The organism is Saccharothrix hoggarensis, assembly GCF_052936025.1.
On sequence record NZ_CP193624.1, the window covers coordinates 1,674,529 to 1,698,142 of the forward strand.

Here is a 23,614-nt window from a genome sequence, read left to right on the forward strand (position 1 = left end):
TCAAGCCTCCCAGACGGCGACGTGGTAGCCGACGCCGAAGGGGGCGAGGAACGACGACCGGGCGCACCGCCAGGCGCCGGGGACGCCCGCGGCCACCTGCCACGCGGCCCGCCCCGACGCGCCCAGCTCGGCCGCCAGCGCCGGGTCGAGCACCCGCAGCGCGTCCCTGTCGGCCGCCGCCAGCGCCGCGCGCACGCCCTCGTCGAACGGCCCGGCGCGCTCGTCCGGGCGTCCCACGGCCTGCTCGCCGTGCCGGTGCGACCCGTCGCCGAGCACCAGCAGCGCCGGCACGCCCGCGAGCCGTTCGCCCAGCGCGACGCAGTCCGCCGCGGGCAGGTCCGGCGGCACGAGGTGCACGCGCACGCTCCGCGCGCCGGCGCGTTCCCGCAGCCACGCCGCGACCAGCGCCGGGAGCGGCAGCTCGTCGTCCGCGGTGGTCGCGCCCTCCGACAGCGACACCGGGACGTCCACCCCGAAGCCGCGGAACGTGCCCGCCGCGTCCTCGACCACCCGAGGCCCGGACGGGTCGACGCCGACCGCCACCCACTCCGCGGAGCACGCGGCGAGGTCCCGTGCGGCGGCCAGGCACGCCGAGCGCACCGGCTCGGTGTCCGACCCGGCCCCGGTGACCAGTTCGGGCACCAGCAACGGGGGGTGCGGCACGACCGCCAAGCGCGAGATCATGGCAGTCAACGCTACTCATCGGCCACCACCGGTACCGATGCGAGCCTTGACCTGTTTGAATGCGCGCGAGGTACTGGGCACTCTCGGGAGCGTCGCGGTACTCGGGTGCTGGGCCCCGTCGTAGGCGGGGCGCCCGTGGTCGGCACGGGCACCACGAAGTGGGCAGGCGAGGAGGAAGCCGGCGATGACGGAGCACGAGACGACACCGGGAACCACTGGCGACAGTGGTGCGGGGGCGGTGGTCGAGGAGACCAAGGTGGAAGCGACGCCCGTCGCGGCGCCACCGCCGGTCCCCGTGGCGTCGGACCACCCTGACCGCTGGGGGCGCGTGGACGCGGACGGCACCGTCTACGTCAAGACGGCCGACGGCGAGCGGGTCGTCGGTTCCTGGCAGGCGGGCGAGCCCGCCGAGGGCCTGGCGCACTTCGCGCGCCGGTTCGACGACATCCGCACCGAGGTCGAGCTGCTGGTGACGCGGCTGTCCTCCGGCGCGGGCGACCCGAAGCACGCCCTGACCAGCGCGAAGCACGTCCAGGAGAGCCTGGCCGACGCGGCGGTGGTCGGTGACCTCGCCGCCCTGGCCGCACGCGTCGAGTACGTGCTGGTCAAGGCGGAGGAGGGCATGGAGGCCGCCAAGGCCGCCAAGGACGAGGCCCGCGCGGCGGCGGGGGCGCGCAAGCAGGAGCTGGTCGAGGAGGCCGAGGTCCTGGCCAACGAGTCGACGCAGTGGAAGGCGGCCGGCGACCGCCTGCGGCAGATCCTCGACGAGTGGAAGACCATCCGCGGGGTCGACCGCAAGACCGACGAGCAGCTGTGGCGGCGGTTCTCCAAGGCGCGCGACGCGTTCAACCGCAGGCGCGGCTCGCACTTCGCGGACCTCGACCGGCAGCGCGGCGTGGCCAAGAACCGCAAGCAGGAGCTGGTCGAAGAGGCCGAGAAGCTCATCGACTCCGACGACTGGGGCCCCACGGCCGGCCGGTACAAGGAGCTGATGGTCGAGTGGAAGGCCGCCGGGCGTGCGCCCAAGGAGGCCGACGACGCGTTGTGGCAGCGGTTCCGCGCCGCCCAGGACGCGTTCTTCGCCAAGCGCTCCGAGGCGTTCAGCGAGCGTGACGCCGAGTTCGCGGCCAACGCGAAGCTGAAGGAGGAGCTGCTCGCCGAAGCCGAGCGGATCGACCCGTCGCTGGACCTGGAGGCTGCCCGCCAGCAGCTGTACAAGATCCAGGAGCGGTGGGACGCGATCGGCAAGGTGCCGCGCGAGCGGGTCCGCGAGCTGGAGGGCAAGCTCCGCGCGATCGAGGAGCGGGTCCGCGGCGCGGTCGACGCCCAGTGGCGCAAGTCCGACCCGGAGGCCGAGGCCCGCGTGGCCCAGTTCCGCGAGCGGGTCGAGCAGTTCGAGGCGCAGGCCGCGAAGGCGCGTTCGGCGGGCGACAAGCGCCGGGCCGAGCAGGCCGAGGCCCAGGCCAAGCAGTGGCGCGAGTGGCTGGCCGCCGCCGAGCAGGCGGTCGCGAGCCGCTAGCGGCCGCCGGCCGTCCGCGGTCGCGGGCCGCTAGTGGGTGACGGGCCCCTCCGCCGGTGGTGGAGGGGCCCAGCCCGCTGTGAACAGCAGGTCCGGGCCGTCCTCGCCGGGCCGGTCGAGGTGCGCGGCGCGGGTCAGGCCGGCATTGATTGCCACCCGCTGCGACGCGGTGTTCGCCGGCCGCACCCTGGCCACGACCGGGTGCTCGGGCAGGTTCTCGCGCGCCCACCGCACCACCTCGCGCGCCGCCTCGCTCGCGATGCCGCGGCCCCAGGACGCCGGGCCGAACCGGTAGAACAGGTTGAGCGCGCGCCGGCCGTCCAGCTCGGTGAACTTCACCCCGCAGAACCCGAGCGGGTGCTCGGAGCCGAGCGGGCGCACCACCCAGTAGCCGAAGCCGAAGCCGCGCCAGTGCTCCATCCACCGCTCCAGCAGGCAGGCGGCCTGCTCGTGCGTGTCCAGCGCGTCCGACGGGTTGTGCGCGTGGGCCAGCGGGTCGCGGTGGATGAGGTGCACGGCGACGACGTCGCACGCCACCGGCCGCCGCAGCGTCAGCCGCACCGTCCGCAGCTCGGCGTTGTCGAACACCGGGGGTTTGGGCGCCTGGTCGGACATCGTCGGCTCCGACTCACTGCATGGGCGGCCGGGACGCGGCGAGCCTCAGCCACTTCACGAGCAGCACGACGACCGCGACCACGGCCAAGACCAGGCCGAGGCCCGGACCGGGACCGGGGTGGTGGCCGGTCGTGGTCTGCGTGGTCCAGATCGACAGCACGCCCGCCACCGACCCCGCGAACGACGCCAGCGCGCACACCCACGCCAACGCCCACCGCCGCACGGCGAGCGTCACCGCGGGCAGCAGCACCCCGGCGCCCACCGCGAGGAAGGCGAACACCTTCGGCAACGCCGGGGCGTCGCCGAACAGCACGGTCAGCCCGACGGCGCCGTCCACCCACGGCAGGATCAGCGACACCAGGATCGCCAGGGCCGCCACCGCGATCGTCAACGCGCCCGCGCCGGGGTCGATGCGCTTGGCCGCCGAACGGCCGACGTCGTCGATCTCCTCGCGCAGCGCCGCCACGTCGTCCGGTTCCTCGTTCATCGGCGTCCGCCCGCTCATCGGCGTCCGCTCGCAGTCCACCGTCGTCCGGTCATCCGACGGAGCACCCGCCGACGGCCGCGGGCAGCGGCGCGGGCTTGCCGAACGACGGCAGCCCCAGCGTCACGCCCGGCGTCTTCGGCTTCAGCCCGGCCTCGGACCGGTCACCCGCCTTGGTGCGGCGGTGCGACAGCAGCGGGCCGTCCGCGATCAGGTTGTGCGGCGCCGCGTACGTCACCACGGTCTCCACCACGTCGCCGGGGCGCACGTGCGCGTCGCCGGGCGTGAAGTGCACCAGGCGGCCGTCGCGGGCGCGGCCGGTCATCCGGTGCGTCTCGGCGTCCTTGCGGCCCTCCCCGGAGGCGACCAGCAGCTCCACCGTGCGGCCGACCTGCTCCAGGTTCAGCTCGTAGGCCACCTCGTTGACCAGCGCGACCAGCCGGTCGTACCGCTCCTGCACGACCGCCTTGGGCAGCTGGCCGGGCAGCTCGGCGGCCGGCGTGCCGGGCCGCTTGGAGTACTGGAAGGTGAACGCGGAGGAGAACCGGGCCTCGCGGACGACGTCCAACGTGGCCTGGAAGTCCTCCTCGGTCTCACCGGGGAAGCCGACGATGATGTCCGTGGTGATGGCCGCGTCCGGCATGGCCGCGCGCACCTCGTCCAGGATGGACAGGTACTTCGCGGTCCGGTACGAGCGGCGCATCTCCTTCAGCACGCGGTCCGAGCCCGACTGCAGCGGCATGTGCAGCTGGTGGCACACCGCGGGCGTCTCCGCCATCGCGGCGATCACGTCGGAGGTGAAGTCCTTCGGGTGCGGCGACGTGAAGCGGACCCGCTCCAGCCCCTCGATGCCGCCGGTGGCGCGCAGCAGCTTGCCGAACGCGAACCGGTCGCCGAACTCGACGCCGTAGGAGTTGACGTTCTGCCCGAGCAGCGTCACCTCCAGCACGCCCTCGTCGACCAGCGCCCGCACCTCGGCCAGCACCTCGCCGGGGCGGCGGTCCTTCTCCTTGCCGCGCAGCGACGGGACGATGCAGAACGTGCACGTGTTGTTGCAGCCGACCGACACCGACACCCAGCCCGAGTAGGCCGAGTCGCGGCGGGCGGGCAGCGTGGACGGGAAGGTCTCCAGCGAGTCGAGGATCTCGACCTGGGCCTCGCGGTTGTGCCGGGCGCGTTCGAGCAGCACGGGCAGCGAGCCGATGTTGTGGGTGCCGAAGACGACGTCCACCCACGGCGCGCGCTTGACGATCTCGCCCTGGTCCTTCTGGGCGAGGCAGCCGCCGACGGCGATCTGCATGTCGGGGTTCGCGGACTTGGCGGGCGCGAGGTGGCCGAGCGTGCCGTAGAGCTTGTTGTCGGCGTTCTCGCGGACGGCGCACGTGTTGAAGACCACCACGTCCGGCGCCACGTCGCCCTCGGCGGGCGTGTAGCCCGCGTCCTCCAACATGCCGGCCAGGCGCTCGGAGTCGTGCACGTTCATCTGGCAGCCGAACGTGCGGATCTGGTAACTGCGAGTCACTGCACCTAGTCCTTCCGTCGGGTCCAGGGTAGTGCTTGGACGTGCGACGATGCGCAGGTGTCGGGAACGCTGCTGCGCTTGCACGCGGTCGGGGCCGCCTTGGCCCTGGCCACCCTGTCGTTGACCGCGTGCGGCGACGACCTTGACCACGTGAAGTTGACCATGGCGGCCGGCAGCCCCGGCGGGGTCTACCACAAGTTGAGCATGGCGCTGGCGGACGCGTGGACGCGGGAGCCCGGCATCCCGCGGCCGCAGGTGGCGAACACGGCGGGGTCGGTGGACAACCTCGACCGGCTGCGGGCCAACCAGGCGCAGGTCGGGTTCTCGGCCGCCGACGCGGCGGAGGAGGCGCAGAAGCGCAGCACAGGGCACAAGCTGTTCGCGCTGGCCCGGATGCACGACGACTACCTCCAGCTGGTGGTGCGGGCCGACCTGCCCGCGACCAAGCTGTCCGAGCTGAAGGGCCTGCGGGTGAGCGTCGGCGCGCGCGACTCGGGCGTGCGGCTGATCGCGGAACGGCTCCTGACCTCGGCGGGCATGTCGCCGGGGGAGGACCTCGCGGTCGAGTACCTGGACCTGCCGACCAGCGCGGACGCCATGCGCAACGGCGGGCTGGACGCCTTCTTCTGGTCCGGGGGCGTGCCGACGGACGCGGTCACCACGCTCGCCACGACGGTGAAGCTGCGGATGCTCGACCTGGGCGACGTGCTGCCGAAGCTGCGCCAGGCGTACCCGGTGTACGGCTCGGCGACCCTGCCCGCGTCGGCGTACCAGCTCGAGGGCGGCCCCGTCGTCACGCTCGTCGTGCGCAACTTCCTGCTGGTCAACGACACGATGCCGGACGACGTGGCGGAGGCGCTGGTGCGGGGCCTGTTCCAGGCGCAGCCGCGGCTGGTGGAGGCGAGCCCGGTGGCCCGGTCGATAGAGGTCCGGTCGGCGATCGAGACGACACCGATCGAGCTGCACCCCGGCGCGATGCGCTACTACCGCGACGTGAAGGTCTAGGTCGCGAGCCGGCCGTCTCACGCGTCACGAGCCGCCCGTCACGAGCCGCCGTCACCCGGCACGCGGCGGCCGTCACCCGTCACCCGTCACCCGTTACCCGTCACCCGGCGGCCGTCACGCGGCGGGGAACTCGACGACCACTCGCAAACCGCCCTCCTCGGGCGACTCCAGCCGGACCGAGCCGTCGACCCGTTCCACGATCTGCCGCACGAGCGCGAGCCCCAGGCCCGAGCCCTGCACGTTCTGGTGCGCCGGGCTGCGCCAGAACCGGTCCGTGGCGCGGTCCAGCTCGTCGGGCGCGAGGCCCGGCCCCTCGTCCTGCACCGAGAGCCGGACGACGCCGTCCCGCCGGCGGACGTCGACGCGCACCAGCGTGCCGTCGGAGGTGAACTTCAGCGCGTTGTCGAGCAGCGCGTCCAGCACGGTCTCGACGCCGCGCGGCGGCACCAGGGCCGTGCCGCCCGGCTCGCCGTCCAGCACCAGGTGCACGTCACGGGCCGCGGCGGCGGGCTGCCACGCCGACAGCCGCCCCGCCACCGTCCGGTCGACGTCCACCGGCACCGGGTCCACCGAGGGCGCGCCCGCCCGCGCCATCGACAGCAGCTCGTCGAGGATGCGGTTGAGCCGGTTGGCCTCGTCCAGCGCGGCGGCCTGGTGCGCGGCGCCCTCGCCGACGACGTGGTCCTCCAAATTGGACAGTCGGAGTTTCAGCGCGGTCAACGGGTTGCGCAGCTGGTGCGACGCGTCCGCGACGAACGCGCGCTGCGCCGCGAGCACGTCGCCCACGTTCGCCGCCATCTGGTCGAACGACCGGGACAGCTGCCGCAGCTCCGGCGGGCCGTCCGAGGAGCCGACCGGCTGCACCGGCTGCCCGGACACCACCGCGGACAGCAGCCGCCCGGTCGCGTCGTCCAGCCGCCGCACGGGCCGCAGCGTCCACCGGACCAGCGGCAGCGCCACGAACACTCCGGCCGCGAGCACCAGCAGGCTCGACCCCAGCAGCACCGTCCACCACACCAGCACCTCGGACCGCGTCTTGGTGGTCGGCGAGAACGTGACTACGGCGCCCCGCACCTCCCCGGCCTCCAGCACGGGCTCGGCGAGCACCAGCTCGGTCGACTCCCACGGCATGACCAGCTCGGGCGCGACCGGCTGCCGGCCCGCCAGCGCGCCCCGCACCAGGTCGGCCACCTCGGGCGGCGACACGTCCACGTCGCCCGAGGACGCCACCACCCGCCCGTCCCGGCCCAGCAGGGCCACCCGGACGCCGTACAGCTCGTGGTAGCGGCGCAGCTCGGCCTCCAGCACCTGCGGCTGGTCGTCGATGAACGGCCGCTGCGCCACCGACGCGAACCGCTTGGTGTCGGTGAGCCGGTCCAGGAACATCTCCTGCTGCTCGGTCTGCGCCACGCCCCGCCCCAGCGGGACGCCCATGCCGACCAGCACCAGCACGACCAGCGTCAACACGATGCCCAGCAGCCGCGACCGCACTCAGCCCCCGCTCAACCGGTACCCGACCCCGCGCACCGTCTCCAACAAGGATGGACGCCCGAGCTTGGTCCGCAGCGTCGCCACGTGCACGTCCAGGGTCCGGTTGGCCCCCGCCCAGGTGCGTCCCCACACCTCGGCCAGGATGCGCTCCCGGGTGCACACCGCGCCACCCGCGGCCATGACCAGGGCCAACACCTGGAACTCCTTGCGCGACAACGCCACGGGTTCACCCGCCACGGTGACCTCGTGCCGGGCCAGGTCGACCCGCACGTCGGCCACCTCGAACACCTCGGTGCCCGTGCCGCCGACGCCGACCGGGTCGCCGCGCCGCCGCCGCACCGCGTGCACGCGGGCGACCAGCTCGCCCACGTCGTAGGGTTTGACCAGGTAGTCGTCCGCCCCGGCGTGCAGGCCGAGGATGCGGTCGTCGATCTCGCCGCGCGCCGAGACGACGATGATCGCCACGTCGCTGGCCGCCCGGATGTGCCGGCAGAGCGTGACACCGTCCACATCGGGCAGGCCCAGGTCCAGCAGCACCACGTCGATGCCCGCCAGCCGGTCGAGTGTCCCCCGACCGGTGGCCTGCCGGTCTACTGTGAAACCGCGTCGCGTCAGCGCCGGCACCAGCGCTTCTGCCACGCGGTCGTCGTCCTCGACCAACAGCACCCGCACCGTGGAGCCTCCCCGATAAGTGTCGCCACCCTGTGACAGAGTTGAGACCCTAAGTCTTGCTCAACCGCCTGGACTGGTGTGGTGATTCACACCTAGGTTTCCGCCATCGCTCAGGAACCCCTACCTGGAGGACTGATGACCGCCGCCACTCCTGCTCCGCCGATGATCCGGATGGCGGGCGTGGACAAGTTCTTCGGACCTCTGCACGTCCTCAAGGACGTGACGCTGGAGGTGCCGAAGGGGCAGGTCGTCGTGGTGCTCGGGCCGTCGGGCTCGGGCAAGTCCACGCTGTGCCGCACGATCAACCGGCTGGAGCCGATCGACTCCGGCACGATCGAGGTCGACGGCCAGCCCCTGCCCGCCGAGGGCAAGGAGCTGGCCGCGCTGCGCGCCGACGTGGGCATGGTCTTCCAGTCGTTCAACCTGTTCGCCCACAAGAGCATCGTCGACAACGTGATGCTCGCGCCGGTGAAGGTCCGCAAGACGCCGGCGGCCCAGGCCCGCAAGACGGCCATGGAGCTGCTGGAGCGGGTCGGCATCGCGAACCAGGCGGAGAAGTACCCCGCCCAGCTCTCGGGTGGGCAGCAGCAACGCGCGGCGATCGCCCGCGCCCTGGCGATGCGGCCCAAGGTGATGCTGTTCGACGAGCCGACCTCCGCGCTGGACCCCGAGATGGTCCAGGAGGTGCTGGACGTGATGACCACGCTGGCCAAGGAGGGCATGACCATGCTCGTGGTGACCCACGAGATGGGCTTCGCCCGCAAGGCGGCCGACCGCGTGATCTTCATGTCCGACGGCGAGGTCGTCGAGGACTCGACGCCGGAGGCGTTCTTCTCCGCGCCGAAGTCCAACCGCGCGAAGGACTTCCTTGGCAAGATCCTGACCCACTGAAGTCCCACGACCGCGGCGCTGAGCCTGGCGCCGCACTACCCGAAGAAGAGCAGGAGAACGACGATGAGGGTTCGCACCCTTGCGGTGGCGCTGCTGGCCGGCGGCCTCGCCCTGACGGCATGCGGCAAGGAGGGCAGCCCCGGCGACGCGGGCCCGTCCCTCTCCCAGCAGGTCGCCGCCGACGTGAAGGTCGACGGCTCGCCGACGTTCGAGAAGATGAAGGCCCGCGGCCGGGTGGTCATCGGCGTCAAGGAGGACCAGCCCGAGCTGGGCTACAAGAACCCGACCACCGGCAAGTACAGCGGCTTCGACATCGAGATCGCGAAGCACGTGGCCGCCAAGCTCGGCTTCCCCGAGGACAAGATCGACTTCACCGCGATCGCGTCCTCCGGCCGTGAGCAGGCGATCATCAACGGCAACGTCGACTACTACGTCGGCACGTACACGATCAACGCCAAGCGCAAGGAGCAGATCTCCTTCGCCGGCCCGTACTTCACGGCCGGCCAGGACCTGCTGCTGCGCAAGGACGACAACTCGATCACCGGGCCCGAGACGCTCAAGGGCAAGAAGGTCTGCTCGGTGACCGGCTCGACGCCGATCCAGAAGGTCAAGAACGAGGGCCTGACCGAGCCGGAGAACATCGTCGAGCTGCAGAACTACTCGCAGTGCGTCACCCAGCTCCAGGAGAAGGCGGTCGACGCCGTCACCACGGACGACGCGATCCTGAAGGGCTACGCCGCCCAGGACCCGGACAAGCTGAAGGTCGTCGGCAAGCCGTTCTCGAACGAGCCGTACGGCATCGGCCTGCCGAAGGACGACAAGGCCCTGCGCGACAAGGTCAACGACATCCTGGACGAGGCCATCAAGGGCGGCGACTGGGAGAAGATCTACAACGCGACGCTGGGCAAGTCGGGTTCGCCGGCCGAGAAGCCGGTCCTCGACCGCTACTGATCACCACGTAACGCGGCCGGTCGTCGTGCTCCGCGGCGACCGGCCGCACCACCACTGAGCCGAGGAAGCCGATGGACGTCCTGCTCGACAACCTCGACCTGTACGGGCCGGGGTTCCTCAACACCGTTGAGCTGTTCCTGATCTCCGCGGTCGGATCGCTGGTGTTGGGGACGGTGCTGGCGATGCTGCGGGTCGCGCCGGTCCCGGTGCTGCGCGCCGCCGGCTCCGCGTACGTGACGATCGTCCGCAACACGCCGCTCACGCTGGTGTTCTTCTTCTTCGCCTTCGCGTTCCCCCTGCTGGAGATCGTGAACGCGGAGACCCTGGGCTCGGCGGCCGCGTACTACTTCAACGCGGCGCTCGCGGCGCTCATCCTCTACACGGCGGCGTTCGTGTGCGAGGTCGTGCGCTCCGGCATCAACACCGTGCCCGTCGGGCAGGCGGAGGCGTCCCGCGCGCTCGGCCTGACGTTCGGCCAGATGCTCGGCTCCGTGGTGCTGCCCCAGGCGACCCGCGCGGTCGTGCCGCCGATGATGAGCACGATGATCGCGCTGCTCAAGAACACCACCATCGCGGCGGGCTTCTCGGTGTTCCAGGCCGGTTCGATCAGCCCGAACCTGGCCGAGCGCGGCGAGAACCAGCTGATCGGCCTGCTCTGGGTCGGCCTGTTCTTCGTGGTGCTCGTGATTCCCATGACCCTGCTGCAACGCAGCCTCGAGAAGCGGTGGAGCATCGCCCGATGAGCGCGGTCCTGTTCGACGTCCCCGGGCCGCGGGCCCGGCTGCGCCACCGCCTGTACTCGCTCTTGGGCATCGCCCTGGTGGTCGGCGTCATCGGCTTCGTGGTGTACCGGTTCGCGGCGACCGGCCAGTTCGAGGCCAAGAAGTGGTCCTGGCCGCTGTACGTGAACGTGCAGCTGGACCTGCTCAACGCCCTCGGCAACACCCTGCGGGCGTTCGCGGTCGGCGGCGTGCTGGCCCTGCTCTTCGGCGCGATCTTCGCCGCGGGCCAGCTCTCCGACCACGCGATCTTCCGCGTGCCGTCGACGGTGATCGTGGAGCTGTTCCGCGCGGTGCCGCTGGTCGTGCTGATCTTCCTGTTCCACTACGGCCTGGCGCTGGGTGCCCCGTTCTACTCCGTGGTGGCCGGCCTGACGCTCTACAACGGCTCGGTGCTCGCCGAGGTGTTCCGCGCCGGCGTCCTGTCGCTGCCGCGCGGGCAGGGCGAGGCCGCGTACGCCGTGGGCATGCGCAAGACCCAGGTCATGAAGTTCGTGCTGCTCCCGCAGGCGGTCCGGGCCATGCTGCCCGCGATCATCAGCCAGCTGGTCGTGGTGCTGAAGGACTCGGCGCTCGGCTTCCTCATCACGTACGAGGAGCTGCTGTACCGGGCGCGGGCGATCGGCAGCGCGTACGAGTTCGACCGGCCGCTGGTGCCCGTCACGATCGTGATCGCCGCCGTGTACATCGCGATGTGCCTGCTGCTGACGTGGCTGGCCACGTACCTGGAGAAGCGGAACCGGCGCAACAAGAAGGTCGTGGAGCTGGAGCGGAAGCCCGCCGAGGACGTCGTCGCGGCGGCGGTCTGACGGGTCGGTGCTCGCCGGCCTCCGCGCGTGGTGTGCGCGAGCTGCGGCCACGCGGGCGGCGCGGCCACGAGTGCGTCGACCCGCGGAAGGATCCGATCGGCTGATCCTTGCCTGACCAGGTGGGTCACCGCCGCGCTCCGGGCACGGGAGCGCGGCGGTGCGGGCGTCGTCCGGGTCAGTGGCGCAGGAGCGCGCCCACCCCGTCGCGCAGGCCGGCGTCGGTGACGACCACCTTCGCGCCGGTCGCGGCGGCGGCCGTGGCCAGGGCCTCGTCGGCACGGTGCTCGCCCACGTGCTCCACGCCGAGCCCGCGCAGCTCGTTCTCCCGCAGCGCCACCTGCGCCGGGTCGTCGCCGGACCAGACGGTGCGGTCGCCCAGCTCCGGGTCGGACACCAGCAGCGCGGCGACCTTCGCCTCGCGCAGCGCCTCCACCACGGGCTCCAAGCCCTGCACGGCGAGGCCGTCCGGGCGGCCCGCCTCGGCGGTGAACTCCTCCACCACGTCGTTGTCCAGGTCGAACTGGTACTGCGCCACGAGCGACTGGACGGCGTGGTCGAACGCGGCGTCGTCACCGCCTTCGGCGAGCGTCGCCCCCTCGACCTCGATCAGCACGTCCCGGCACCGCAGGCTCAGCTCGCTCTTCACGCCCGCCCTGGCCTGCACCTCGCCGCCGAGGATCAGCAGCCGGGCGTTCAGGGCGGTGACCATCCGGTCGATCTCCTCGGCGACCTGCGCCGCGTTGCGCTTGGCCGTCTCCTCGACCGTGTTCTGGAGGCGCCGGTGCGACCAGCCACCGCCGCCGACCTTGTGCAACGGGTGCTCGTCGCCGCGCACCTCGCCGTGCACGTCGCCCGTCCGGTCGCCGCTCCCGTCGTACCCGTGCAGGTCCGCGCCCGCCCGGTCGACCAGCGCGACCACGTGCGGCACGTCCGGCTCCATCCAGGTGGCCAGGGGCAGCAGGTGCGGCAGGTCGGACCAGCGGGCGGTCTCGGTGGCCGGCGGGCGCGGCAGCACGCGGTCCAGCAGCAGCTCCCCGTGCGCCGCGATCAGCGCCCGGCCGGACTTGCCGACCACCGGCGCCAGCACGGCGGCCTCCATCGCGTCCAGCGTCGCCTCGTCCGCGCCTTGCCGGGCCAACTCCTCACGCACCCCGCGCCAGCGCAGCTCCATGGCCTTGGCCGCGTCCTCGGTGTCGTGCGAGGCGTCCAGGTAGACCGACGCGAACGGGCCGCGTTGCCGGACCAGCTCTCCCAACGAAGACATGTCCATGCGGCTTCGGCTACCCGATCGCGCGCCGCGTAACCTCGGGGGCATGGTGGACGAACCCGGCGCGATCACCAGGGTGCAGCAGAACGCCGTTGACCACCTCCTCAGGGTGGGGATCAACGGTTTCGGCCCGTTCAAGAGCGCCCAGCAGATGGCCGTCGAGGCGTTGGAGAAGGGGCTGACGCCCGAGGAGGCGATCAAGCACCTGATCCGGACGCACGTGGCGGCGGCGGGTGTGCAGGGCTTCGCGACGAACGTCGGCGGTCTGATCACCCTGCCGGTCAGCCTGCCCGCGAACCTCACCGCCTCGTACCTGGTGCAGACGCACCTGATCGCGTCGATCGCCGCCGTGCACGGGCACGACCTGGAGAGCGACGACGTCCAGACGGCGATCCTGGTGTGCCTGCTCGGCAACGCGGGAACCGAGCTGCTGAAGAAGGCGGGGATCAAGGTGGGCTCGAAGCTCACCATGAACCTGATCGAGCGCATCCCCGCGCAGCTCATCCGGGAGATCAACAAGCGGGTCGGCTTCACCCTGCTGGCGAAGTACGGGACGAGCAAGGCGACCGTCACGCTGGCCAAGGGCGTGCCGCTGGTGGGCGGTGTGATCGGCGGCACGTTCGACGCCGTGACGACGCGCGCCGTGGGCGCCTTCGCGTCCCGCTTCTTCACCGAGCGCGACGAGCCGCCGTCGGTGGTGGACGGCACGGTGATCGACGGCGAGGTGCTGGAGATCCAGGAGTGATTGGCCCAACGAACCGTCGTCGGTTTGGACCTTAGGCTGGGCCAATCGGGCGCCTAGCGTCTCGCCTCATGGGGACGACGAAGGTGCTCGCGGTCGCCCAGGCGGCCAACTCGGTCGGCGACGGGGCGTTCTACGTCTGCTCCGCCCTCTACTTCACGCGGGTCGTGGGGTTGTCGGCCGCGCAGGTCGGGGCGGCGTTGACGGTGGCCTGGGCGGTCGGCGCGGTGGCCGGGGTGGGGTTGGGGCACCTCGCCGACCGGGTCGGGGCGCGGCGGGTCGCGGTCGGGTTGGCCGTGGTGACGGCGGGGGCGTTGGCGTCGTTCCTGGTGGTGCGGTCGTTCTGGGCCTTCGTGGCGGCGGCGTGCGTCTACACGTGCGGGCAGTGCGGTCTGGCGGCGGCACGGCAGGCGTTGCTGGCGGGGCTGGTGGCGCCGGAGCGGCGGACGCGGGTGCGGGCCGTGCTCCAGTCCGTGCTGAACGGCGGGCTGGCCGTGGGCGCGGGGACGGGCGGGGTGGCGTTGCACGTCGGCACGGCGACGGCGTACCTGGCGGTGTTCGCGCTGGACGCGGTCGCGTTCCTGGTCGCGGCGGCGGTGCTGTGCCGGGTTCCGGAGGTCGCGGCGGTCGCGCGGACGGGGCGGCTCGGCGTGCTGCGGGACCGGCCGTACGCGGTCGTCGCGCTGCTGAACTCCGTCACGCTGCTGTACATGCCGATGTTGAGCCTGGTCGTGCCGCTGTGGGTGGCCGAACGGACGTCCGCGCCGAAGTGGGTGGTCGCGGTGCTGTTCGTGCTCAACACCGGCGCGGTGGTGGTCGGGCAGGTGCGGCTGGCGCGCGGCGTCACGGACCTGCGCACGGCGGTGCGGTCGGTGCGTCGCGGCGGGGTGCTGCTGCTGGTGTCGTGCGTCGTGTTCGCGTTGTCCGAAGGTGTGCCCGATCGGGTGGCCGTGGCGGTGCTGGTCGTTGCGGCGGCGGTGCAGGTCCTCGGCGAGATGCTGCACGGCGCGGGGTCGTGGGAGATCGGGTTCGGGCTCGCGCCGGCCGACAAGCAGGGCCAATACCAGGGGTTCTACGGCGCGGGGACGGCGGTGGCGCGCACCGTCGGCCCGCTGCTGCTGACCACGTTGGTGCTCGGCGGGGGAGTGGTGGGCTGGCTGGTGCTCGGCGGGCTGTTCCTGGCCGCCGCGCTGGCGATGGGGCCTGCCGTGCGGTGGGCGCGACACGGGTCGGCGCCGACGCTCACGGGTGTCGTCGCCCACCGATAAGCAATTGGCGCTGCGAGGTGAAGCAGGCTAACGTCATGACCATGTTCTTCCAGATCTACCTCTGAGGACTTTTCCTCCAGCGCCGCACCGGCCTCGGGCCGTGCCGCGCCCTTCTCCTGGTGGCCTTAGCGGCTCTTCTCGCGACCCTGGCGTTGTCCGGGTCGCAGCCCTTTGCACGCCTCGACATCTCGAGGAGGCGATCGCATGCCCACCATGCGCAACGAACCACCTCACGACGGTCAGCCGACCAGCCGCGCCGCACGCCGCGGCGCCCGTTCGTCCGGCGCGGTCCACCCGCGCCGCGGCGGAGGTCGAGCTGTCGCCAACCCGCGCCAGTACGCCATGCGGCGTCGCTGACCAGCGACTTCGCCACACCTCAGGAGGCACACATGACCGACCAGGACGTTCCGCAGGGCGACGACGTCGAGCAGGACCAGCCGGAGCAGCCGGAGGCCCCGCTCAACCGCGCCGCCCGCCGCGGTCACGCGAACAAGAACGACAGCGTGAACAAGGTCCCCGGCCGGCCGCACCAGAACACGTTCGTGGGACGGCGCGTGTTCCGCCGCACGAGCGGCGGCTGACCGGAGGCCCGTCACGGCTGACCGCGAGCCCGTCCCGCGTGACGGCAAGCCCGTCACGCGGGACGGGAGTCGGTCCGGCGTCGCTCGATTAGTCTCCGGTGCGCGTTGAGCGCACACCTGGTGAGCCCGGAGCTGGTCGGGCGGTCGGCCGAGGTCGGGCACCTCGCGGGCGCGTCCGACAACGCGCCCGCGACGGTGCTCGTCGGCGGTGAGGCGGGCGTCGGCAAATCCCGCCTGGTCGACGACTTCACCGCCGGGCTGGACGCCGTGGTGCTGCTCGGCGGCTGCGTCCAGCTGGACGGCCTGCCGTTCGCGCCGTTCGTCGCGGCCTTGCGCGGTGTCCCGGTGACGGACCGGGAACGCGTCGACCCGGCCCCGCTGCTGCCCGCGTTCCGCGAGCACGCGCGGCCGGGCGACGAGGCGCGGCCCCGGCTGTTCGAAGGCGTGTTGTCCTTGCCGGCCAGGCTTTCGGAGCACCGGCCGGTGGTCCTGGTGGTCGAGGACGCGCACTGGCTCGACCGTTCCAGCCGGGACCTGCTCGACTTCTTCGTGCGCAACCAACGCGCCGTGCCGCGGTCCCTCGTCGTGGTGACGTACCGGTCCGACGAGCTGGGCGGCCCGGTGCGGCCGCTGCCGGCCGAGCTGAGCCGCGTGCCGTGGGTGCGCCGGTTCGAGCTGCCCCGCCTGTCCGCCCGCGACGTGCGCGCGCAGCTGCGCGGGATCCTCGGCGCGGAACCCGATCCGGTGATGGCGCGCGAGGTGTTCCGGCGCAGCGAGGGCAACCCGCTGTTCGTCGAGGCGCTGGTGGACGGTGCGGCGGAGCTGTCGCTGGAGGAGTTGTCGCTCAGCCGGGTCGAGCGGCTGGAACCGGACGCCGTCGCCCTGGTGCGCGCCGCCGCCGTCGGTGGCCGGCGGGTGTCCCATGACGTGCTGGGCGCGGTCCACGACATCACCCCCGTTCGGTCCGTTGTGGACGCGGGGGTTCTCGTCGTGGACGGCGACGGGTACGCGTTCCGGCACGCGCTGATCCGCGACGCGGTCTACCGGCGGCTGCTCCCCGGCGAACGGGTCGAGCTGCACGCGCGGTACGCGGCCGTGCTGCCGTGGTCGGCGGCGGCCGAGCTGGCCCACCACCGGTACGCGGCCGGTGACGTCGCGGGTGCCGCGTCCGGAGCACCCGGCGCGCGCGATGTGCCTTGTGCTCGCGTTGATCCCGCTGAGCGGGGTGGCGGGGCCGGCCCTGGGCGGGGTGCTGACCGACCTGTTCGGTTGGCGGTCGGTGTTCCTGGTGAACCTGCCGATCGTGGCGGTCGCGGTCGTGGTGGGCCGCCGGCGGGCTATCGCGCGCGACGGGCGCGGCCTGCCGTGGCCTGGCCGGCGGTTGCCGGTCGAGTCGGTGGTGCTGGGTGCGAGCGTGCTGCGCAGGCCGTCGTTGGCGTTCGCGCTCATCGCGCTGCCGTTGCCGGTCGCCGGGGTCGGCGCGGTGAACTTCGTGGTGCCCTATGCGCTGGTGGACCTGCCGTCGCGGACGGTGGGGCTGGTGCTGCCGGCGCTGTCGGCCGGCATGGCGGTGGTGTCGCCGCTCGCCGGGGTGGTCGCGGACCGGTACGGGTACCGGGTGGTCGCGCTCGTCGGCACGGTGGTGATCCTGATCGGCACCGTGCTGCTGCTCCGAGCGGGTGACGATCCGCGGGACGTGGCGTGGCGGTCGGCGGTGATCGGGATCGGCCACGGGCTGTTCGCCGGACCCGACGCGGCGGCCGTGCTGGACCGCACCCCGCGGGAGCTGATCGGGACGGCCGGGGGCGTGACGACGCTGGTCCGGACGGCGGGCTCCTCGATCGGGCCGGTGCTGGGCGCGTCGCTGGGCGGGTTCCACGCGACGGTCGCGGCGCTGGTCGCGATCACCGCGCTGGGGGTCGCCGCGACGGTCGCGCAGGTGCGCGCCGAGTGAACGGACAGTGCTCCCATCGGGCGCGTGACCTGCCGATCACCGGCCGGGAGAACTAGCCTGAGCTGGGTAGCAACCGGGTCCGGCGGAGATCGGGAGGCGCCCTGTGAGGATCGCAGACGTGTTGCGGAACAAAGGCTCGGCCGTGGCCACGGTGGAGTCGAGAGCGTCGGTGGCGGATCTCGTCGCCGCGCTGGCCGAGCACAACGTGGGCGCGATGGTCGTGATCGGGCCGGAGGGCATCGCCGGGATCGTGTCCGAGCGGGACGTCGTGCGGAAGCTGCACGACCGGGGCGGCGCGCTGCTGGACGCGCCGGTGTCGGAGATCATGACCAGCGAGGTGTTCACCTGCACGCCGCGCGACTCGGTCGACAGCCTCACCGTGCTGATGACCGAGCAGCGCATCCGGCACGTGCCGGTGGTGGACGACGACCGGCTGGTCGGCATCGTCAGCATCGGCGACGTGGTGAAGAGCCGGATCAACCAGCTGCAGGAGGACCACGACCAGCTGACCGCCTACATCGTCCAAGGCTGATCGGACGGGGACCGCGCGGGCGCCTCACGGTGTCCGCGCGGTGCTGTCGACGTGCGGCGGTCAGTCCCGCGTGCGGTGGTAGTGCCGGCTGACCCTGGCGCGGTTGCCGCACGACGGCTTGCACCACTCCTGCCGGGAGTGGGCCTTCACGAAGTAGCGGACGCACCGGGGCGCGGGGCAGGCCCGCAGCTCGTCCCGCGCCTCGCTCGCCAGGAACTCGATCGCCGCCGTGGCCAGCGTCGCCAGCAGGCGGTCGCCGGCGTCGGCGGTGTCCGCGTACCGCAGCCGAGGCTGCTCGTCCCAGTCCAGCTGCGCGGCCCGCGGCACGCGCGCGGAGGTCTCGTTGACCAGCGCCAGGGCGCGGTCGAAGTCCATCAGGAACGGCGTGTCGCGGCGTTCCGGCGCCCGCGCGACGTGCGCGAACAGCGTCCGCACGGCCCAGCGCAGCTCGACGACGCGCTGCCGCAGCGCCTCGTCCGGCTCGACGCCCGCCCACGCGGCGAAGCCGTCCGGGGTGGCGAGGTCGTCCACCAGGTCGCCCTGCCCGTCGCCCCGAACCGTGCTCGCGAACTCCAACGCCAGTGCCACCCGGCCCAGTCTAGTGATACGTTCCCTAACGGGTTTCAGTCAACTGACCATTAGGGGGACGTTGTGACGATCCAGGACAACGCGCTGGACGCCCACCGCAGGCTCGCCGTGCTCATCGAGGACCTGACCGACGAGCAGGTGGCGCAACCGTCGGCGCTGCCCGGCTGGACGCGCGGCCACGTGCTGTCCCACCTGGCCAACGTCACCGCGGCGCTCGCCGGCCAGGCCGAGCACGAGGGCACGCGGGTCGAGGTCTACCCCGGCGGCAGGCCCGCGCGGGACGCCGGGATCGAGGCGGGCGCCGGTCGTTCGGCGGCCGGGCACCGGGCCGCGATCGCCGACGCCGTCGCCCGGCTCGCCAAGGCGTGGGAGAACGTCCGCGACTGGGAGACGCCGGTCTTCTACCGCGACGGCACCCTGACCGGCACGGCCTACGCGGTGTGGCGCGAGGTCGAGATCCACCTGCGCGACCTCGACCTGGGCCCGGTGACGTGGACGCCCGAGTTCGGCGACCACGTCGTCGACTTCCTGTCCGTGCGGGTGCCCGGGGGCACCAGGCTCACGCTGCGGTCCGACGAGCGCGTGTGGACGATCGGCGAGGGCGAGGACGTCACGCTGACCGGCTCGCTCACCGACCTGCTCGCGTGGCTGGCCGGGCGGGAGCCGGAGGGGCCGGTCGTCGGCGACAAGCCGCGGCTCAACCCGTGGCCGTAGGGCGCACGGGCAGGTCCAGCCCGAAGTCCTCGCGCAGCACGGCGTCCAGCTCCTCGGGCGTCAGGCTGCGCTTGACCACCGCGCCGTCCGGCCGCGTCTCCGTCAGCTCCAGGTCGGTGAGGGCGTAGCGGGCGCGTTCGTCGGTCCGCTGCACGAGCAGCCGGCCGAGGAACGGGGACGCCGGGTGCGTGCACAGGTAGTGGCTGACGATCGCGTAGTCGGCGGGCGTCCACGGCGTCTCGGCGAAGTCGTACAAGGGGAACCACTCGCCGTTCTGGAACGACCGGAGCGTCCACGTGTCGTCGGCGTGGTCGAGCCGGAACGTCCAGTCGCCCTGCCGGGCGGTCGCGCCGTCGACCAGCGGCAGGGGTTCCAGCAGCCCGCCGCCGCCGAAACCGACGTCCACGACCCACCGCCGGTCCACGCGCAGCACGGCGTGCGTGCGGGGGATGGCGCCCGTGCGGCCGAGCAGCACGCGGGCGCCCAACGCGGTCACCTCGTGGCCGAGCCGGTCGAGCACGGCGGCGAACAGGAGGTTCTGCTCGAAGCAGTAGCCGCCGCGCCGCCGTGCCACCATCTTGTCCTGCAACGACTCGACGTCCAGCCGCAGCGGCACGCCGTCGCGCACGTCGGCGTTCTCGAAGCTGATGGCGGCCAGGTGCGCGCGGTGCAGGCCCCGCAGCGTCGTCTCCCGGTCGGCGGCCGGGTCGAAGGTGAAGGCGACGCGGTCGAGGTACGCGTCGAGGTCGAGGAGTTCGCCATTCCACACGCGGTCAGGATGGCAGCCGACGCGCGCTCGGCACACCGTTGTCGCGTCGGGACCGCGCACCCCGTCGCGGCGCCCTATAAGTTCGAGTGATGCTGCACGAGATCGCCGAAGCCACCCGTGGCTTCCTCGACCTGCTGGACGACGGGCAGCGCGCGACGGCCGTGCGGGACGTGTCCGACGACGACCTGCGCACGCGGTGGGCGTACACGCCCGGCCCGCGACCGGGCGTGGTCTACGGCGACCTCACGCGCGACCAGCGCAAAGCGGTGCACCGGCTGCTGGCGTGCGTGCTCAGCCCGCACGCCTACGCGCAGACCGCGGCGGTCATGGCGCTGGAGGACGTGCTGGACGACCGCGAGGGCGGCCACCGCGACCGGCACCAGGGCGACTACTGGACCGTGCTGCTGGGCGAGCCCGGCGACGGGCCGTGGGGGTGGCGGGTCGAGGGGCACCACCTGTCGGTGAACGTCGTCGTGGCGGACGGGCGGGTGTCGGCGACCCCGTTGTTCCTCGGCGCGAACCCGGCCCGCACGACGTACCGGGGCCGGACGGTGGCGCAGCCGTTGCGGCTGGAGGAGGAGCTGGCCCGCGAGCTGCTGGACCGGATGGGCCGCACGGCGCGCGGGCTGGCCGTCGTCTCCGACACCCCGCCCGCGGACCTGAAGACCGGCAACTCGCGCCGGGTGGGCGACCTCGACCCCGTCGGGGTGACGCCGGCGCAGCTCGACCGGGCGTCGCGCGGCCTGCTGGTCGGGCTGGTCCGCTACTACCTCGACCGGCTGCACAGCGACCTCGCCGACGAGGAGTTCCACGCCCTCGACCTGGACCGGCTGCACTTCTCGTGGGAGGGGTCGGCCAAGCGCGGCGAGGGGCACTACTACCGGGTGCAGGGGCCGGAACTGCTGATCGAGTACGACAACACGGCCAACGACGCCAACCACGCGCACTCGGTGTGGCGGCGGCGGTCCGGCGACTTCGGCGACGACCTGCTCGCCGCGCACCACGCCTCGGTGAGGCACGAGTGACCGCCGGGGCGCTGACGCCCGAGGAGGCGGTCGCGGAGCAGGAACGGCTGCGCCCGCTGGTGTCGACGCGGACCGACCCCGACCTGGTGGTGCGGCACGTCGCCGGCCTCGACGTGGCCTACGCGGACGACGAGCGGTTGGTGGCGGCGGTCGTCGTGCTGGACGCGGACTCGTTGACGACGGTGGACTCCGCCGTGGTGACGGGCCGGGCGGAGTTCCCGTACGTGCCGGGGCTCTTCGCGTTCCGCGAGCTGCCGTCGCTGCTGGAGGCGCTGGAGCGGCTGACCGTGCGGCCGGACCTGCTGGTGTGCGACGGGCAGGGGTTGGCGCACCCGCGGCGGTTCGGGCTGGCCTGCCACATCGGGGTGCTGACCGACCTGCCCAGCGTGGGCGTGGCGAAGACGCCGATGGGCCGGTTCGCGATGCCCGGTGACGCGCGCGGGTCCGCCGCGGACCTGGTGGACGACGGCGAGGTCGTCGGGCGGGCGCTGCGGACGCGGGAAGGCGTGAAGCCGGTGTTCGTGTCCGTCGGCCACCGCGTCGACCTCGACCGGGCGTGCGCCGAGGTGCTGCGGCTGTGCGTGACGCGGCTCCCGGAGACCACCCGCCGGTCGGACGCGCTGGGCCGGGCTCACCTGAGGTAGGCCAGCTCCGGGTGCCGCCGGGCGTAGGTGTCCAGCAGCCTCTTCGCCGTGGCGACCGAGTCGACCAGCGGGTGCAGGGCGAACGCCTTGAGCGCGGCCGGCCGGGTGCCTTCCATGACGAGCCGGTCGACGGCCTTGACCGACGTGACGAGGCCCGCCGCGTGGTCGGGCAGCGGGCTCACCGGCAGCGGGCGCGCGCCCGTCGCGTCCACCTCGCACGGCACTTCCACGACGGCGTCGTCGTCCAATGTGGACAGTGTGCCGTTGTTGGGCACGTTGAGGATGAGCGTGGCCTTCTCGTTGTCCGCGATGGCCCGCATGAGCGACATGGCGACGTGCTCGTAGCCGCCGCCCTCCAGCGAGTCCCGCTCACGTTCCTCGGCCATGTAGGTGGCTTCGCGTTCCAGCCGGGTGGTCTCCCAGTCGACCTGGCCGTCGTAGAAGCGTTGCTGCTGGGCGAGCAGGAAAGCGCCGCGGTTGTCGCCCAACGCCTCCCGCGTCGAGTAGTAGTAGTGCAGGTACTCGTTCGGGATGACGCCGAGCGCGCGCAGCCACTCCGTGCCGAACAGGCGGCCTTCCTCGAAGCTCGTCAACGCCTCGTCGTCGGCCAGCAACGTCGGCAGCAGGTTCTCCGCGCCGAGGTGCACGCCCTGCAACCAGCCGAGGTGGTTGAGGCCCGCGTAGTCGAACGTCGGGTCGTCCAGCCGCAGCGCCTTGGCGACGCGGCGGCACAGGCCCAGCGGCGAGTCGCAGATGCCGATGACCCGCTCGCCCAGGTGGCGGGCCATGACCTCGGTGATCAGGCCGGCCGGGTTGGTGAAGTTGACGACCCACGCCCGCGGCGCGAGCTCGGCGATCCGGCGGGCGAGCCGGTCGGCCACCGGCGCGGTGCGCAGGCCGTACGCGATGCCGCCCGCGCCCACGGTCTCCTGGCCGAGCACGCCGTGCTCGTGGGCCACCTCCTCGTCGATGGCGCGGCCGGCCAGGCCGCCCACCCGGATCGCGGAGAACACGAAGTCCGCGCCGCGCAGCGCCTCGTCCAGGTCGGTGGTCGCGGTGACCGGCGGCCCGCCGCGCAGGACGGCGCGGATCGCGTCCAGCCGCCCGGCGTCCACGTCGTGCAGGACGAGCTCGGTGATGTGGTCGTCCAGCGCGTTGTGCACGAGCGGCACGCGGAAGCCGCCGCCACCCAGGATCACCAGCTTCATGCGTCCCATCCTGCCTCGCCGAGCAAGGAGACGAACGCCGCGGTGAGCGGGTCGGGCGTCCGGTGCGCGTACGCGACGAGCGTGCGGCGGACGGGCGGGTCGGTGCGCAGGACGGCACCGTCGAACGTCTCGGGCAGGATGTTGCGAGGCACGAGCGCGGGGCCCAGGCCCGACGCGGCCAGCACGGGCGCGGCGGCGGTCTGCTCGGTGCGCACGGCCGCGCCCGGCTGGAAACCCCTGGCCGCGCAGGCCGCGTCCACCAGGTCGGCCAGGCCGTTGCCGGGCGCGTAGTGCACCCACCCCTCGTCGGCGAGCGCCCGCAGGTCGATCGGCTCGCGGTGGTGGGTGTCCGGCGGGAGGACGACCACGAACTCCTCCACGCCGAGGAGCTGCCGGAAGCCGACCCAGTTCGCGGGCTCGGGGCCGACGGCGAGGTCGGCCTGGCCGTCGGCCATCGCGTCGCGCAGCTCGTCGGCGTGGCGGTGCTCGAACAGGCGGATGCGGACGTCCGCGTGCTCGGCCCGCCACCGCCGCAGCACCGGGGGCAGCACGCCGAGCGTGAGCGAGTACAGCGTGGCCACGCGCAGTTCGCCGCACTCCACGCCCGCCGTGCGCCGTGCGGCGGTGAGCGCGCGCTCGGCGTCGGCCAGGGCGGCCCGGGCGTGGGGGAGCCAGGCACGGCCCGCGGGCGTGAGGCGGACGGCGCGGGGGAGCCGGTCGAGCAGGCGCGTGCCCACCGCCCGTTCCAGCGCCCGGATCTGGTGCGAGAGGGCGGGCTGCGTGACGTGCAGCAACTCGGCGGCGCGGGTGAACGACCCCTCGTCCACGACCGTCACCAGGTACTCGAACTGCCGCAGCGTCATGACGGCATCTTATGGATTCGAGAAAGAACATGCCTTG

The 23,614-nt window shown here is 72.9% G+C and carries 24 protein-coding genes and 1 pseudogene; 14 read left to right on the top strand and 11 right to left on the bottom strand.

Annotated elements, in window-relative coordinates; all coding sequences use genetic code 11:
- Positions 1–684 (bottom strand): hypothetical protein, encoded by a 684-nt coding sequence (locus tag ACRAKH_RS08230; protein WP_447009720.1) that lies wholly within the window; start codon positions 682–684, stop codon positions 1–3.
- A 184-nt stretch (positions 685–868) separates the two neighbouring features.
- On the opposite strand from ACRAKH_RS08230, the gene ACRAKH_RS08235 reads away from it, so the two are divergent.
- The gene (locus ACRAKH_RS08235) at positions 869–2,203 is read left to right on the top strand and encodes a DUF349 domain-containing protein (protein ID WP_380719921.1); all 1,335 of its coding nucleotides are present in this window, start codon (positions 869–871) and stop codon (positions 2,201–2,203) included.
- Between the two features lie 30 nt (positions 2,204–2,233).
- Here the strand turns inward: ACRAKH_RS08235 and ACRAKH_RS08240 are convergent, their stop codons facing one another.
- The 3 genes from ACRAKH_RS08240 to miaB are packed head-to-tail and all read right to left on the bottom strand — an operon-like array spanning position 2,234 to position 4,824.
- On the bottom strand, positions 2,234–2,818 hold the full coding sequence (locus ACRAKH_RS08240; protein ID WP_380719918.1) for a GNAT family N-acetyltransferase: 585 nt from the start codon (positions 2,816–2,818) through the stop codon (positions 2,234–2,236).
- 13 nt (positions 2,819–2,831) lie between these two features.
- A complete protein-coding gene (locus ACRAKH_RS08245; RefSeq protein WP_380719917.1) occupies positions 2,832–3,305 on the bottom strand; it encodes an Rv2732c family membrane protein in 474 nt (157 codons plus the stop codon).
- A 49-nt stretch (positions 3,306–3,354) separates the two neighbouring features.
- Positions 3,355–4,824, bottom strand: coding sequence for a tRNA (N6-isopentenyl adenosine(37)-C2)-methylthiotransferase MiaB (gene miaB, locus ACRAKH_RS08250; RefSeq protein WP_380719916.1), 1,470 nt, complete (start codon positions 4,822–4,824; stop codon positions 3,355–3,357).
- A gap of 57 nt (positions 4,825–4,881) precedes the next feature.
- Here miaB and ACRAKH_RS08255 point away from each other — a divergent pair, with 57 nt between their 5' ends.
- Complete coding sequence (locus ACRAKH_RS08255; protein WP_380719915.1) at positions 4,882–5,829, top strand: TAXI family TRAP transporter solute-binding subunit; 948 nt, start codon at positions 4,882–4,884, stop codon at positions 5,827–5,829.
- A 114-nt stretch (positions 5,830–5,943) separates the two neighbouring features.
- Here ACRAKH_RS08255 and ACRAKH_RS08260 read toward each other — a convergent pair whose 3' ends face one another.
- Both ACRAKH_RS08260 and ACRAKH_RS08265 read right to left on the bottom strand, forming a co-directional pair.
- Positions 5,944–7,320, bottom strand: a complete 1,377-nt coding sequence (locus ACRAKH_RS08260; protein WP_380719913.1) for a HAMP domain-containing sensor histidine kinase — start codon at positions 7,318–7,320, stop codon at positions 5,944–5,946.
- A complete protein-coding gene (locus ACRAKH_RS08265) occupies positions 7,321–7,992 on the bottom strand; it encodes a response regulator transcription factor (RefSeq protein WP_380719912.1) in 672 nt (223 codons plus the stop codon).
- Positions 7,993–8,154: 162 nt separating this feature from the next.
- Between ACRAKH_RS08265 and ACRAKH_RS08270 the strand changes: the two genes are divergently transcribed.
- The 4 genes from ACRAKH_RS08270 to ACRAKH_RS08285 all read left to right on the top strand — a co-directional run bounded on the left by ACRAKH_RS08270 (position 8,155) and on the right by ACRAKH_RS08285 (position 11,422).
- The gene (locus tag ACRAKH_RS08270; protein ID WP_380719927.1) at positions 8,155–8,883 is read left to right on the top strand and encodes an amino acid ABC transporter ATP-binding protein; all 729 of its coding nucleotides are present in this window, start codon (positions 8,155–8,157) and stop codon (positions 8,881–8,883) included.
- Positions 8,884–8,946: 63 nt separating this feature from the next.
- Positions 8,947–9,834 (top strand): glutamate ABC transporter substrate-binding protein, encoded by an 888-nt coding sequence (locus ACRAKH_RS08275; protein WP_380719911.1) that lies wholly within the window; start codon positions 8,947–8,949, stop codon positions 9,832–9,834.
- Positions 9,835–9,905: 71 nt separating this feature from the next.
- Positions 9,906–10,577 carry an amino acid ABC transporter permease gene (locus ACRAKH_RS08280; RefSeq protein ID WP_380719909.1) on the top strand — a complete coding sequence of 224 codons (672 nt, stop codon included), beginning with the start codon at positions 9,906–9,908 and terminating at the stop codon, positions 10,575–10,577.
- Positions 10,574–11,422, top strand: a complete 849-nt coding sequence (locus tag ACRAKH_RS08285; protein ID WP_380719908.1) for an amino acid ABC transporter permease — start codon at positions 10,574–10,576, stop codon at positions 11,420–11,422. Before ACRAKH_RS08280 ends, ACRAKH_RS08285 begins: the two co-directional genes overlap by 4 nt.
- Positions 11,423–11,597: 175 nt before the next feature.
- Here the strand turns inward: ACRAKH_RS08285 and ACRAKH_RS08290 are convergent, their stop codons facing one another.
- Complete coding sequence (locus tag ACRAKH_RS08290; RefSeq protein ID WP_380719906.1) at positions 11,598–12,686, bottom strand: Rv2629 family ribosome hibernation factor; 1,089 nt, start codon at positions 12,684–12,686, stop codon at positions 11,598–11,600.
- A gap of 49 nt (positions 12,687–12,735) precedes the next feature.
- On the opposite strand from ACRAKH_RS08290, the gene ACRAKH_RS08295 reads away from it, so the two are divergent.
- The 5 genes and pseudogenes from ACRAKH_RS08295 (at position 12,736) to ACRAKH_RS08315 (ending at position 17,766) form a co-directional block, all read left to right on the top strand.
- Entirely contained in the window at positions 12,736–13,434 is a 699-nt protein-coding gene (locus ACRAKH_RS08295; RefSeq protein WP_380719905.1) for an EcsC family protein, read from the top strand.
- Positions 13,435–13,502: 68 nt separating this feature from the next.
- Complete coding sequence (locus ACRAKH_RS08300) at positions 13,503–14,699, top strand: MFS transporter (protein WP_380719903.1); 1,197 nt, start codon at positions 13,503–13,505, stop codon at positions 14,697–14,699.
- Positions 14,700–15,400: 701 nt separating this feature from the next.
- Positions 15,401–15,808, top strand: a pseudogene (locus ACRAKH_RS08305) (ATP-binding protein); the annotation flags it as partial.
- Positions 15,809–16,439: 631 nt separating this feature from the next.
- Positions 16,440–17,234, top strand: coding sequence for an MFS transporter (locus ACRAKH_RS08310; RefSeq protein ID WP_447009959.1), 795 nt, complete (start codon positions 16,440–16,442; stop codon positions 17,232–17,234).
- Positions 17,235–17,337: 103 nt separating this feature from the next.
- Positions 17,338–17,766, top strand: coding sequence for a CBS domain-containing protein (locus ACRAKH_RS08315; RefSeq protein WP_380719900.1), 429 nt, complete (start codon positions 17,338–17,340; stop codon positions 17,764–17,766).
- Positions 17,767–17,826: 60 nt separating this feature from the next.
- On the opposite strand, the gene ACRAKH_RS08320 is transcribed toward ACRAKH_RS08315, so the two are convergent.
- Positions 17,827–18,354, bottom strand: a complete 528-nt coding sequence (locus ACRAKH_RS08320; RefSeq protein WP_380719898.1) for a CGNR zinc finger domain-containing protein — start codon at positions 18,352–18,354, stop codon at positions 17,827–17,829.
- A 63-nt stretch (positions 18,355–18,417) separates the two neighbouring features.
- Between ACRAKH_RS08320 and ACRAKH_RS08325 the strand changes: the two genes are divergently transcribed.
- Positions 18,418–19,068 (top strand): maleylpyruvate isomerase family mycothiol-dependent enzyme, encoded by a 651-nt coding sequence (locus ACRAKH_RS08325; RefSeq protein WP_447009721.1) that lies wholly within the window; start codon positions 18,418–18,420, stop codon positions 19,066–19,068.
- On the opposite strand, the gene ACRAKH_RS08330 is transcribed toward ACRAKH_RS08325, so the two are convergent.
- Entirely contained in the window at positions 19,052–19,837 is a 786-nt protein-coding gene (locus ACRAKH_RS08330; protein ID WP_380719894.1) for an arylamine N-acetyltransferase family protein, read from the bottom strand. The two genes, ACRAKH_RS08325 and ACRAKH_RS08330, sit on opposite strands and share 17 nt — an antisense overlap.
- Before the next feature lie 89 nt (positions 19,838–19,926).
- Between ACRAKH_RS08330 and ACRAKH_RS08335 the strand changes: the two genes are divergently transcribed.
- Positions 19,927–20,862, top strand: coding sequence for a DUF3500 domain-containing protein (locus tag ACRAKH_RS08335; protein WP_380719892.1), 936 nt, complete (start codon positions 19,927–19,929; stop codon positions 20,860–20,862).
- Positions 20,859–21,506, top strand: a complete 648-nt coding sequence (locus ACRAKH_RS08340) for an endonuclease V (RefSeq protein ID WP_380719889.1) — start codon at positions 20,859–20,861, stop codon at positions 21,504–21,506. Before ACRAKH_RS08335 ends, ACRAKH_RS08340 begins: the two co-directional genes overlap by 4 nt.
- Here ACRAKH_RS08340 and ACRAKH_RS08345 read toward each other — a convergent pair.
- Positions 21,494–22,714, bottom strand: coding sequence for a family 4 glycosyl hydrolase (locus tag ACRAKH_RS08345; RefSeq protein WP_380719888.1), 1,221 nt, complete (start codon positions 22,712–22,714; stop codon positions 21,494–21,496). The genes ACRAKH_RS08340 and ACRAKH_RS08345 overlap by 13 nt on opposite strands.
- The gene (locus tag ACRAKH_RS08350) at positions 22,711–23,577 is read right to left on the bottom strand and encodes a LysR family transcriptional regulator (protein ID WP_447009722.1); all 867 of its coding nucleotides are present in this window, start codon (positions 23,575–23,577) and stop codon (positions 22,711–22,713) included. Before ACRAKH_RS08350 ends, ACRAKH_RS08345 begins: the two co-directional genes overlap by 4 nt.
- Positions 23,578–23,614: the final 37 nt, after the last annotated feature.